Source organism: Planctomycetota bacterium, from assembly GCA_016207825.1.
GTDB lineage: Bacteria > Planctomycetota > MHYJ01 > JACQXL01 > JACQZI01 > JACQZI01.
In genome coordinates this window covers 1-11,190 of sequence record JACQZI010000035.1, presented here as the reverse complement: position 1 = coordinate 11,190, position 11,190 = coordinate 1, and the positions used below count along the sequence as shown (strand labels likewise).

Below are 11,190 nucleotides of genomic sequence, written 5' to 3'. Positions count from 1 at the left end.
TGCCGATTCACATAATAAATCAGGGGCCATAGACGGGTTCTCCTTATAAAAATACTGTTGTCTACAAGTATTTTCGTCTATGACCCTGTTTTACTTTAACTTTTATATCACTCCTCAAAATAATTATTCAACAAAGCAGATCATCCCACAACTCGGTATAGGCCACCCCAATATTACTATGCGCCTCGGCATAAGCAGGCTTGAGATGGATAGCTTCTTTGTATGATTCTATTGCTTTTACGTTATTTCCTGAATTCCTATAGGCATTCCCAAGATTATAATGCACCTCGGCAAAATCAGGCTTGAAGCGAATGGCTTCTTTGTATGATTCGATTGCTTTTACGTTATTCCCTAAACTCCTATAGGCATTCCCAAGATTATAATGCGCCTTGGCAAAATCAGGCTTAAGGCGGATGGTTTCTTTATAAAACTCTATTGCATTCTTATAATTCCCTAAATTATTATATGCATTACCAAGATTAAAATGCGCATCGGCATAATCACGTTTAAGATTTATTGCCTTGGCAAGGTAATCAATGGCTTTATCATAATTCTTATGGTAATACTCAATCGTCCCCCGAGCAAAATATCCGAGAGGGCTTTCAGGATCAAGTTCGATTACTTTATTAAAATCAGCCACTGCTTCTTCGGTTTTATCATAAATAAAAGCAATAATAAACGCCCGCTCATAATATGAATAGGTCAGGGAGAGGTTTTTTTCAATTGCCTTGCTAAAACATTCAAACGCCTTGTCTATTAGTTTCCGATACTTATCCGGATTCTGTGCATTCTCATTGGCTTTTCCCACATAGGCATAGCCCATAACCTGCCAGGCATCGCCATAGGACGGGTCAATATCAAGGGCATCCTCGGCGGCCTTTATTTTGTCATCAGTCGAAGGATCGCCCACATTTATTCTATCAAGTATAGATTTAGCCTTTTCCCTGTTTACCTTCGTTTCTTTATCGGATTCGGATATCTTTTCCAAGGCATCATTACACTCATTGATTAAATCCTTAATCGCTCCGTCATCAGGCAAAAGAGTAAGCGCTTTGTTTGCCCATACCTTCGCCTCGTTATAGTCCTTCTTATCATAAAAACCTTGCGCCTTATTAAAATAACCTAAAGCTTCTTGACGGGTATTTGAGGATGAGACCGATGCCATAATACCCAAAACAATAAGAATCACTATTACTCCGGCAATCGATAGGCTGGCAACCTTATTCTGTTTGGCTTTACGGAATATCCTGCCTATAAAACCGATTGGTCTGGCGGATATTGCTTCTCCGTTTATATAATGCGTTAAATCATCGGCTAATTCCTTGGATGACTGGTATCTGGCTTTCTGTTCCTTTTCCATGGATTTAAGGCATATGGTCTCGATATCTTTGGACAGATTCTTTATATAACGGCAGGGCGGAATTGGGTCTTTGCGCACTACGCTTTCCAGTATCTGGTAGAGTTCCTTTCCTTTAAACGGCGTATGTCCGGTTAAGGCGTGGTAAAGCGTTGCGCCAAGCGAAAAGACATCGCTTCTGGCATCTATCTTCCTCTTAATCCCTTCTGCCTGCTCCGGGGACATATAATCGGCTGTCCCCATAATCGTCCCGGTCATGGTTAGCGAATGCTCGGTTCCGCTAAGTTCTTTTGCCAGCCCAAAATCGGTTAAATATACTTTCCCCTGTTTATCTACCAGGATATTGGCGGGCTTAATATCACGGTGGACAATTTCCTGAGTGTGCGCATAATGAAGCGCATTGGCGATATCCTTTATAATCTCGGCAGTCCGTTTAGGGGTTAATTCCTTGTCTTTTATCATTTTATCCAGAGAACTTCCGTCAATATACTCCATGGTAAAGTAGTTATACTTATCAATTGTGCCGACTTCGTAGAGCGAAATGATATTGGGGTGCTTTAGCTTGGCAGAGGCACGCGCCTCGCGGTTAAAGCGCTCGATTGCCTGAGCGCCTTTCAAGAGCATCACTTTTAGTGCCACTTTTCTTTTTAAGACAGTATCGTGTGCCAGGTAAACCGCGCCCATACCGCCCTGCCCGAGTTTCTTTTCTATGATGTATTTGCCGAACGACTTGCCGGCGGGTTGTTTTACCTCTTCGCCTTCGGACTGGGTATGCTTGGTTATCCATGGAGCAACCCAGCGGTGGGATTTTAAGCGGGCGACTTTTTCCGGATGGCGCTGGCAGAATCCGGTCACTTCCTCCCCTTCCCACCATAAACGGAACTCATCCAGAGACTTGAATTCACGGATTTTTAGTTTGGTATCTGCCATAGAAATGATTATAAAACCAAGAGACAATATTGTCAATAATTAGGGGTAAGGGAAGAGAGTAGTGCAATAGTTCATCGGTTAATTACGAAGCGGCTATCTATCGGCAATGGCACACCGCGGTTCCGGAGAACCATTGTCACACCCCTTAACAATAGTTCAATAAAACAACTATTAGATTACTTAATGGTTTTCTTAACCAAATCCGCCGTATCGTTTACATTCAACTGCTTAAAGAGGAACGTGAATTTCTCTTCCATGGTTGCCATTATCGCGTCCAGGTTTTCCCTAGGGATATCCCAGGTTTGTTTCTTAAACGGGCCGAATCCCTTTTTCCTTACGGTGTAAATAAACTGTTCTTCAGTCTGCTTGGGTTTTCGCTCATCAGCCGCGTTTTTCCTCAAGTATTCGTCTATTTCCGTTAAGAGTCCTTTCGGGAATTTGGGATGCTCGTAAATAAGGTTCTGGAATCCGGTGGCTAAATGTACCTCGACCGTTCCCATTTCCGGGAATTTTCTGAAGGCGTCATCCGGAAGCGTGGACGCGCCGTGCTGGACTGCCCCGCCCATTCCGAATTCCTGCCTGGCAAGTTCGGATAATGTTTTTAAGGTTTCAAAGTCCAGATTGACCTTGGCAATCGAGCCGTCAGGCAGGACTACCCCGCCGTGGCGCGTGCCGGTCTGGACGCTTACCTTGGCAATGCCCGCCATCCCTTTAGGGAGCAGGTTTTTATAACCTCCCATAAAGGCGCGCAGTTCTTCGGGGCGGCTGTTTTCCTTGCCGACTTCCCCTATTTCGCCGCCGATTGCCACAGTTACGCCTTTAGGCTGGTTTTCCCTGATGAATTTGGTCAGTTCAGCGGTCATCTTGGAGTTATTCGCCTGTTGTTCTTCAAGGGTGCCGTGTGAAAGCTTAACGAGCGTTGAGGCGTCGATATCAATATTATAAAAGCCCGCCAGGAGAGCTGATTTTATCAGTTTCTTTAGGCTTTCTTCTTCGGCTTTGGGGTCTTCCATGAATTTCTTGGAGGCGAACTGGAAATGGTCTCCCTGTATGAATACCGGCCCTTTATAGCCTTCTTTGATGGCGGCGGCCAGTATGACCGCGGCGTATTCAGACGGGTCTTGCATAGTATACTTCATCTCGCTTTTAGCGATTTCAAATATGAATGCGCCGACCTTATTTTTCAGAGCCGCCCTGAAAGCCGCACGGGCGACTTCGTAAGTTATGCCGCGGATATTCATCGCCGGGACAGTCTTGTTTTTATAGACGCCTTTTGCCGATGCCTCGTAAAGCGACTGTATGCTTGAAGGCGCGGCACCCAATGCTTCGGCTGTTTCCCTGATTGTCTTATAAAGGAATTGTTTTAGAGCGGCATCCTGGCTGAAAACCGCGCTGTAGACCCATTGGTCAATAAGGCCGTCACGCAGTTTTTTCTGGTCCAATACTTTTATCCCTGTGCCTGACCACTCCACCGCTCCTTTGGAGGATGATTTTGCCTCGTCAATATTCCTGTAAATATCCATATTAATTCCTCCTTAAATTGCAGATTCAAATTGTTTCTTAAACTCTTCCGGAGTCGTCTTGGCTGTTTTGGCCAGAAGCTTCAGCTGTTCCGGATTAGAGAAATCCTGTTTATTTAACCGAATCATATAAGCGCGGGCGACTTCGTAAGCCTCGGTTTTAATATCGACATAGCGCACGGCGGTCCGCCCGGTTTTCGGATCCATCAGGTCTTTGAAATAAATCGGGATAAGAACGCCTCCCGGCATACTGATAACCGCGCCCGTTTTTCCTTCTGTCAGGAACTTGATTGCTCCATGGCCGAGGTTCCTGGTATATTCGGCATCGAAAGGAATGGGAGAGGCGCAGCGCAATTCGTAACCGATATTTTTATCAACGATGGTTATTTTAATCCCTCGTTTTTCCAGGCGTTTTTTGACTTCATCCTTGATGATTTTCCCAAGGTCTACTTCCGAAAGCCTGATATGGCCGTATTCGTCTCTTTCCGCGTCTTCCAGCCCCTCGAGTTCCTTGGGGTCGAATCTTTCCACAAGGCCTTCTGCCAGTATGGCAACGCCCTGGTCTTTGCCCATGGCACGCCTCTTTATAATGGCGCCTTCCAGTATATCGCTTATCTGACCGATGCTGATATTTTTTGAGGTGAATTCCTCTCCGATAATGGTAAGTGTCGCTCCGGCGGCCTTGCCGATGCCCAGCGCCAGGTGCCCGGCTTTACGACCCATGGCAATCACGAAATACCAGCGGTTGGTGGTAAAGGCGTCTTCCATCAGGTTCATGACGATTTCCACCCCAAAGTGGCGCGCGGTCTGGTACCCGAAGGTTGAAAGATTATTCGGCAGAGGAAGGTCATTATCAATGGTTTTGGGGACGTGGGCAACGTGTATTTTCCCTTGCATTTCCTTTTCCACCATACTGGAGGAAAAAATCGTATCCTCGCCGCCGATGGTTATTAAGCGGTTTATTCCCAATATCGAAAGGCTGTTTATTACATTCTGCATCTTCCCTGGGTCTTTGGTCGGGTTTTCCCGGGAGGTGCGCAATATTGAGCCGCCCCGGAAATGGATGCGGGAGACTTCGTCTATGGTCAGCGGCATGGTCTGGATATCGGTTCCCCTGGCAAGGTGCTTGAATCCGTCCATGATTCCGATTACTTCCCAGCCGAGATTAATGGCTTCGATGGTTGCCGCGCTGATGACGCCGTTTATGCCGGGCGCCGGGCCCCCGCCGACTAAGATTCCCAATTTATGGTTGCTCATAATAATATTTTCTATTAACTATAGCAAATATTCCGCCAAGGTCAAATAAAATAAAAGAGGTCGTTCCGGATATTTAGCGCATGAATGGCTGAATGAAATAAGCAGTTTTTATGTGGATAAATTTTTTGCGAGGGTGTGAAATTTCCGATTTATGCGTTTTCGACCGCGGACTGCCTTTTCAAGAGGTATGTGTGTAATGCAATTGTTTTGCATGACCACCGCCCTGTTTTTGAGTCCCTGTTTTATTAATCCGATGGCATAAGCGCCGAACATACTGCCTAAAATACGTGAGCGCGCAGAAGGTGCGCCGCCCCGTTGGATATATCCTAGGACAGAAACGCGCACCGGAACTTTCGTTTTAGTTTCAATCTTTTTAGCTACATCCATTATCCTGCCGGCGCCTTCGGCAAAGATTATTATTTCCGATGTCTTCTTGCCGGCTTTGTCTTTTACGAGTTCGGTGCATATCCGGTTGATATCGTATTTTACTTCCGGGATAATGATAAAATCGGCTCCGCTTGCCACGCCTACGGATAATGCCAGAAAGCCGTGTTCCCTGCCCATCACCTCCACGAGGAAAATGCGGTCGAAGCTTGTCGCGGTATCCCTTATTTTATCAATCGCTTCGACGGCGGTATTGACGGCGGTATCAAAGCCGATGGTTTCATCCGTGCCGTAGATATCGTTATCTATGCTGGCCGGTATGCCGATGACCGGTATCCCACTTTTGGCAATCTTAAGGCCGGCGGTAAAAGAGCCGTCGCCGCCGATGACAATAAGATAATCCAAGCGATGTCTTCTTATGGAAGCAATCGCTTTTCGCAGCCCCATCGGTGTTTGGATTTCACTGCACCGGGTGCTTTTAAGGATTGTTCCGCCGTGGTGAATAATACCGCTGACCGAACGCCTGTCAAGAGAGGCGATTTCTCCGTTGATTAATCCTTCGTATCCGCGGTAAACGCCTATCATGGTAAAATCATGGCTGATTCCCTGGCGGACAAGTGCTCGGATGCAGGCATTAACTCCCGGTGCATCGCCGCCCGGTGTAATTATGGCTATTCTTTTTGTCATATTAAGATTAAATTTTACTCCCCTTTTAAGATTTTGGCAAGGATAATTAGAATCTCGTATACCAAGCTTATTTATTGACGGCGCTCAAGTTAGAGATATAATATGCTTAAAGAATAATGTTATGAAATAGCCATGTTTAATAAGAGGCGCAAAATAATATATGTTTTTTCCTATTGGTGACGAAAATCCAACCCAACGGGCCCCGTACGTTAATTATGTTATTATCGGGGTGAATATCCTCGTGTTTTCGCTGATTAATTATCGTCCATGGTTCGGAGATGTTGTTAAAACATATGGCTGGACTCCTGCAAACGGCGAGTTTATTACCTTATTCACATCAATGTTCATGCACGCAGGTTTTTTTCATATCCTTTTTAATATGTGGTATCTCTGGATTTTTGGGGATAACGTTGAGGACCAAATAGGGCCATACTATTATATCGGATTTTATTTGCTGGCCGGAATATCCGCGGATTTGCTTCATACCTTGATTGATCCGTCTTCGACGATTCCATGTATTGGGGCATCAGGCGCCATATCTGGTGTTATGGGTTTCTATATAATCTTTTTCCCGCTGCATAAAATAAAGGTGTTATATATTCTCGGCCGTTTTATTAATTTTACTTACCTAAACGCCTTGATAATGCTTGGCTTTTGGTTTTTCCTCCAATTGCTCTACGGATTTCTGAGCACCGGAATGCCCGGAATGGGCGGGGTGGCTTATTGGGCGCATATTGGGGGCTTTTTATTTGGAGTTGCGTTTGCCATAGCGTGGAAAACATGGTTTTCGCAACAGCGTAAAAAGGAAATTCGACAGACAATCGGAAGCGAGGCGGTCATTACGGGAGCAAAAAGAATATCGCATGAAGATCCCAATATCCTGCTTGGGAAAAGCGAAATATATAATAATGAAGCAGAATATTTATATGAATTTAATCATGCCGTAAGGGTTTTCGGTGAAATGCGTATCCGTCCTGAATACCACCTGAGAGCAGGCGAGATCTTCCAGAACAAGGGGAATCTTCAGAAAGCGGCTGAAATTTATGAGAGGTTTATACTTGCTTATCCGTTCCATCCCATAACGCAAAAATTACGGTATTTTTTAGGGTTGGTTTATACACATCCATTGAACCGCCCGGATAAAGGGTTAAAATACCTGAGTCAAACGGTGAAAGAACCGGGCGAGGGGTATTCGCTTGAAGAGGCACGGGAGGAACTCCGGAAATTAGAAGCCGCCTTTAACCGGATTACGGCAGATAAAAAACCGGAAGAATTAGATGGCGATTGTATTGTTATCCGTCAGACTCTTGAGAGGATAAATTATTACGAAATCGCCCCGGTCATCGCTCAAATGACAGGGCAACAAAAGTTTGATGTCTTACGCTATTTGCGCAATTCCGGCGGGGTTATCGCGAAAGGCATTCCCCCATCGAAAGCCGTGGAAATGGCTGATTATCTGAAAGCCAAGGGCGTTCCGGTGCTTATTCTTGACCAAAGCCAGGCGATTCCTTTGCCGCCGGAGCAAAGGGTGGTCAAGGCGGAAATTGGTGACAAGGGCATTCATCTGTCAACTATGGCGACGAGTATTCTTCTTGGGTGGGATGATATTTATCTTGCGATAGCGGGAAGGTTTCAGCTTGATGAGCATCGCATAATACAAGGCCCGGCTAAGACCCAGAAATTCGCCGGTGTAAGCGGCTATGGGGTTGCCATGCCGAAAAAATACGAGATGATTGAAAAGACAGAAACCAGAATCACTTTCAGGATTGATTTGATTACTAATGATTTTACCGGCAGGTTCGATTTTAACACTGAACAAACCACAATTATCATGCAACCCGATGCGGGCGGCTATCAAACTAAGGAAATCGGATTAAGCCTTTTGGCGGATAAATTGAGCCGTGTTCTTGAATGTAAATATTCAAATTTGAGTTTAAAGCTGCTGGCAAATAAGGACTTTAATGAAGCCCATTGGAAAGAACAGACTTTTCCTGCCAGAAAAGACTTTGATGAGTATGTCCTATGGATTTTAAACCTAAAGAAATATGGGTAAATCATTCATGCTTTGTAATCTGATTGGCGGTTTGGCTTACGACTTGTATCCTGAACGCAAGCGTATGGATTAGATATCTTAATTGAATATACTGGTAAAGGATTTTTACCGGGATAACGCTAAACGGAGGTTAAAACTTCATCCCAATCCCAATGCAGATATTACGCCAGGAATATAATGGGCTGATGCTGAGGTCATTGCCAAAGAACCTCAAGGTGCTTAAAAAGAGCTGCCTTTCCTGGATCTCAAGCATCAGGAAAAACTTGTCATTGAAATACCAGCGAGTGCCGACCAGAAAATCAAAACCCAATCCCCATCCGAAAGCTTCGTCAGCTTCCAATATGTAAGGGTTCGTTCCCTGCTGGGATGCTTTTTTATCCTTTACATTAGCAAAGAATAGTCCCATGCCCAAGCCGAGATATGGCCTTATGGGTTTCTGGAAATTAAAATCAAGGAATCCATCCACGCTTAACCCGACTGTTTTAGATTCGATTTTATCTAACTGGACGGTATAAGGAATGCCCAGAAACGAGCGGGAATCGGATACCTCTTGGTTAACGATAGTAAACGATAGGAGCTCGAATCCGAGTCCACCATTTAACAGGCGGTCTTGCCGAAGGTAGTGCTTTTCGTAGCGCAATCCCCAAAGTGAGTTGCCGTTCCAATCTTTGGTGCCGACATCTTCGACACTGGTAGCATCATCATCAATCATGGATTCGGCGCCTTTTGCGTAGAAGCCCCCGCCGAACAGGGAAATTGACTTTTCTGCCTCTGCCGCAGGTTCTGCGGATGCGTATGAAACAGCCGCGAGAAGTAGTAAAACAGGATAAACGAATTTCATTTTAATGGTAAAACTTTCTTACACCGGTAAAGAGTAATCCCATTTTATACTCGTTGGCGGCCTTGATGACTTCTTCATCCCTTATCGAACCGCCCGGTTCAATGACATATTTCACGCCTGTTTCGGCAACGTTATCAAGCCCGTCTCTGAACGGGAAGAAAGCGTCGGAAACCAGAATCACATTATCAGCCTGCAACTGCTGTTTGATATATTGCTTGGCGGTTTTTATCTTAGTTTTCTTGGCTTTCTTCATGTCAGTATATTCGCGCTTTAGGTTTTCCACCGCGCGCATGCCGGCCAGCATGACGGAATCCTTGCGGTTGGGTTGCCCGCAGCCCATGCCGATGGTCTGGTAATATCCGGGGCGGTATTCGCGGACGACAACTATTGCATTGGATTTGATATGCTTGACGTAATGCAATCCGAATTCGTATAACCCGGCGCGCGCGGCAGGCGGCTTTACCTTGGTCATTATGCCGACGGTTAAATCCTTGCCGCTGTTAGCGCATTTAGCCTGGAACGGCGGCTTAAACAATTCTTTTATGGTATTAGTCAAGAAGAATTTATTATCCTGTTCCTGTTCCAGAACGCCGCCGGTGATGAACCTCAGTAGGTTATTCTTGCTTTTATTCAAGTCCCCCACTTCCAGTAAGCGGAGCTCCGCCTTCTTTTTGCCCAATGATTTAATATATTCCAGCGCGTCCGGTTTTATGGATGGCGCGACCAGCACTTCCACGAACCTTTCGCCTAATATTTTAGCGACGTCCATATCCAGCGGCTTGGTCAGGGCAATTACGCTGCCGAAGGCGCTGACCGGGTCTCCCTGCCAGGCGCGTTCAAAGGCTTCCAAAAGCGTTTCGCCCGTGGCATAGCCGCAGGGGTTGGCGTGCTTAATAATGGAAACGGCGATTGAATCTTTAAGCTCAAGCACGGATTGCAAAGCCGCCTCGGCATCCAAATAATTATTGTAGCCCAAGGGCCCACCGTGGACCTGTTTTGCCCAGGGGATGCTCGCTGCCGAAACAGGCGATTTATAGAGCCACCCTTTTTGGTGCCAGTTTTCCGCATAGCGCCCGAGTTGGATTCCTTTGAAATACTTGGCTCGCTTTACCTTCTCATTAGTCAATTTATCCGCAAAGAATGTATGGATTGCCGAATCGTAATCCGCGGTTTTCTCGTATGCCCGAACCATGAGTTTCTTAAGCAATTCTTTCCCGAGAGTGCCTTTGTTTTTCGCCATTTCATCCATTATTTCCTTATATTGTTCCGGCTCCACGACAATGGCGATACTTTCGTGGTTTTTGGCTGCGGCGCGCACCATGCACGGACCGCCGATATCGATATTTTCTATGGCGTCTTCTATGGTAACGCCTTCCTTAGCGGTAACTTTTTCAAATGGATAAAGATTGCAGATGACCATATCAATTTGCGGGATGCCTAATTCCTTTGCCTGCTTTACGTGTTCAGGATTATCGCGCCTGTAAAGGAGCGCGCTTTCATAGTTAAAGCTGATGGTTTTCATCCGTCCGTCAAAATAATCATCTTTAGCGTTGCCGGTGATTTTGGAGATGGGCGTGATATCTATCCCGTTTTCCTTGAGAACTTTTGCCGTGCCGCCGGTGGAAATTATTTCAATCCCCCATTTTTTCAGGGATCTGGCAAATTCCACCAATCCGCTCTTATCGCTTACAGACATCACGGCTGTTTTTACTTTTAACCCGGTTTGAGTCGGACTTTCCTGTCTATCCTGCAGGCGAACGCTGTCGTTTTGCATGATTATCTCTCCTTTTTTCTGACTAGATTGACTTATTATTTTTAGATTTTACCACTCTTTTGAAAGCTAAATCAATAAAATTAAACAGATTGCTGGAAATATCAGGTGAGTTTTTCGATAATATTTTTAGCATGAGGAAACTTTTTTACGAGTGCCTCTCTTTTGCCAAGTTCAAAATCCGCAAAATCAAATCCCGGCGAAACGGTGCATCCGATGAGCGAATATTCCGAACCCGGATTCGGGAAAGCCCTGCTCTGTTGAATAATTTTTATAAGTTTCTTCTTTCGGTTTATTAGCTGTTTTACCTCTACGCTATGGCTTTTTCTTTCCGATAACCTCTGCTAACAAACTTAAACAGATTCATTATGTTACCCTTAAACCTTAACT

The 11,190-nt window shown here is 45.3% G+C and carries 8 protein-coding genes; 1 reads left to right on the top strand and 7 read right to left on the bottom strand.

Annotation, left to right across the window (positions count from 1 at the left end):
• Positions 1 to 127: 127 nt before the first annotated feature.
• The 4 genes from HY811_11330 to HY811_11315 form a co-directional block, all read right to left on the bottom strand.
• Entirely contained in the window at positions 128 to 2,287 is a 2,160-nt protein-coding gene (locus tag HY811_11330; protein ID MBI4835391.1) for a tetratricopeptide repeat protein, read from the bottom strand.
• Between the two features lie 176 nt (positions 2,288 to 2,463).
• Positions 2,464 to 3,810: a class II fructose-bisphosphate aldolase gene (locus tag HY811_11325; protein MBI4835390.1), complete on the bottom strand. Its 1,347-nt coding sequence runs from the start codon at positions 3,808 to 3,810 to the stop codon at positions 2,464 to 2,466.
• A 12-nt stretch (positions 3,811 to 3,822) separates the two neighbouring features.
• On the bottom strand, positions 3,823 to 5,064 hold the full coding sequence (locus HY811_11320) for a 6-phosphofructokinase (GenBank protein ID MBI4835389.1): 1,242 nt from the start codon (positions 5,062 to 5,064) through the stop codon (positions 3,823 to 3,825).
• Between the two features lie 108 nt (positions 5,065 to 5,172).
• Positions 5,173 to 6,135, bottom strand: a complete 963-nt coding sequence (locus HY811_11315; GenBank protein MBI4835388.1) for a 6-phosphofructokinase — start codon at positions 6,133 to 6,135, stop codon at positions 5,173 to 5,175.
• A 160-nt stretch (positions 6,136 to 6,295) separates the two neighbouring features.
• On the opposite strand from HY811_11315, the gene HY811_11310 reads away from it, so the two are divergent.
• Entirely contained in the window at positions 6,296 to 8,188 is a 1,893-nt protein-coding gene (locus HY811_11310; protein MBI4835387.1) for a rhomboid family intramembrane serine protease, read from the top strand.
• A gap of 130 nt (positions 8,189 to 8,318) precedes the next feature.
• Here HY811_11310 and HY811_11305 read toward each other — a convergent pair whose 3' ends face one another.
• The 3 genes from HY811_11305 to HY811_11295 all read right to left on the bottom strand — a co-directional run bounded on the left by HY811_11305 (position 8,319) and on the right by HY811_11295 (position 11,096).
• Positions 8,319 to 9,029, bottom strand: coding sequence for an outer membrane beta-barrel protein (locus HY811_11305; protein ID MBI4835386.1), 711 nt, complete (start codon positions 9,027 to 9,029; stop codon positions 8,319 to 8,321).
• Position 9,030: 1 nt separating this feature from the next.
• Positions 9,031 to 10,803 (bottom strand): bifunctional phosphoribosylaminoimidazolecarboxamide formyltransferase/IMP cyclohydrolase, encoded by a 1,773-nt coding sequence (gene purH / locus HY811_11300; GenBank protein MBI4835385.1) that lies wholly within the window; start codon positions 10,801 to 10,803, stop codon positions 9,031 to 9,033.
• Between the two features lie 101 nt (positions 10,804 to 10,904).
• On the bottom strand, positions 10,905 to 11,096 hold the full coding sequence (locus tag HY811_11295; GenBank protein ID MBI4835384.1) for a cupin domain-containing protein: 192 nt from the start codon (positions 11,094 to 11,096) through the stop codon (positions 10,905 to 10,907).
• Between the last annotated feature and the right edge of the window lie 94 nt (positions 11,097 to 11,190).